2 protein-coding genes are annotated in these 1089 nt (G+C 51.8%); both read right to left on the reverse strand.

The annotated features are described in order from the left end of the window. On the reverse strand, positions 1–263 hold a 263-nt coding region (locus AK963_RS29475), incomplete at its 3' end, for a phage terminase large subunit family protein (protein WP_175404739.1). A 265-nt stretch (positions 264–528) separates the two neighbouring features. Next, a complete protein-coding gene (locus tag AK963_RS29480) occupies positions 529–1023 on the reverse strand; it encodes a hypothetical protein (RefSeq protein ID WP_066018782.1) in 495 nt (164 codons plus the stop codon). Between the last annotated feature and the right edge of the window lie 66 nt (positions 1024–1089).

The raw sequence follows: 1089 nt of genomic DNA on the forward strand, positions 1-1089 counted from the left end.
ACCACATACCCCAACCAGTTATTGCCGCACTCCGTACCGCCCACCTGAGCCCCTTTCATAAACGCCACCTGCTCCACGGAAGAGGAAGGCGAAAGGCAATCCATGATCTCTTTCAGGTAGGGGGTTCTTGCCGTTCTCCAGCGACCGGCTTCCTTGGCGGACTTCATGGGCAAGATGCGATGCTCATCCGCCCACTCGGAAACCGTCAGGCGGGTATCCGGTTTCAGCCCCGCAAAAAAGCCTGAGAAATAGGGATTATTCATACGATTGTTTGTTTATAAAGGTGACAAACAGGCGTTACACCTACCCATATCTAAAGATTATGTAAACCGACCGATAATCTCTAAGCCCCTGGCGCATGGGCAAACCGAAAAGTTGGCACGTTTAATGGTAATGATTCGTTGTAAAGGAAATAACTCAGCATGTGTTCCAGGACGGAACCAATGGCCAGGATGGCCACCAGGGAAATAACAATAACAACTTGGAAATGCTGAGCTTATCGCCCCGTTGACCGGGGCGTTGTTTTATCTACGGGTTGCTGCTCAGTTCATTCAGAATGGTTTCCAGTTCATCAATCAATAGTTTTCTTACCTGAACCGGATCCTGTTCCGCTGCCAACACATCCGACAACCGGTCGGGTATGCCAAGCAACGAATCCCGGACAATCCTGCCAGCTCGAAAAGCGTCTGCTTTGACTTTGGATGCATCGGTCAGCTTGCCAGCCTTCTCTTCATACTCCATCTTGGCCATTTTGGCCTTGAAGGCTTCCCGCATGGTGCGGGCTGTGACGAAGTCAACGGCCTGTCGTGAATCCGTGGGCGATGTGGGTAAAACAGCTTCGCTTTTGGTCTGTGTTCTCAGTTCGTTGGAAGGCTCCGATTGGGCCTTAATGGCGGCCATCGCCTGCTCTGGATCAATCTTCCCATTGACCAGCTGGATCTTGCCAGACCCGACCAGTTTTCCCACATATTGTCGGCTCCAGCCTTGACGTTTGGCGAATTCTGACTGCGACAGTAGCTTCATAACCCCGCTCGCCCCCTCTCTTCCCCGCCAGAGCCCGACCTATCCTCCAAGCAATTGATAATTATC

Origin of the sequence: Endozoicomonas atrinae (genome assembly GCF_001647025.1) — a bacterium.
Lineage (GTDB): Bacteria > Pseudomonadota > Gammaproteobacteria > Pseudomonadales > Endozoicomonadaceae > Endozoicomonas > Endozoicomonas atrinae.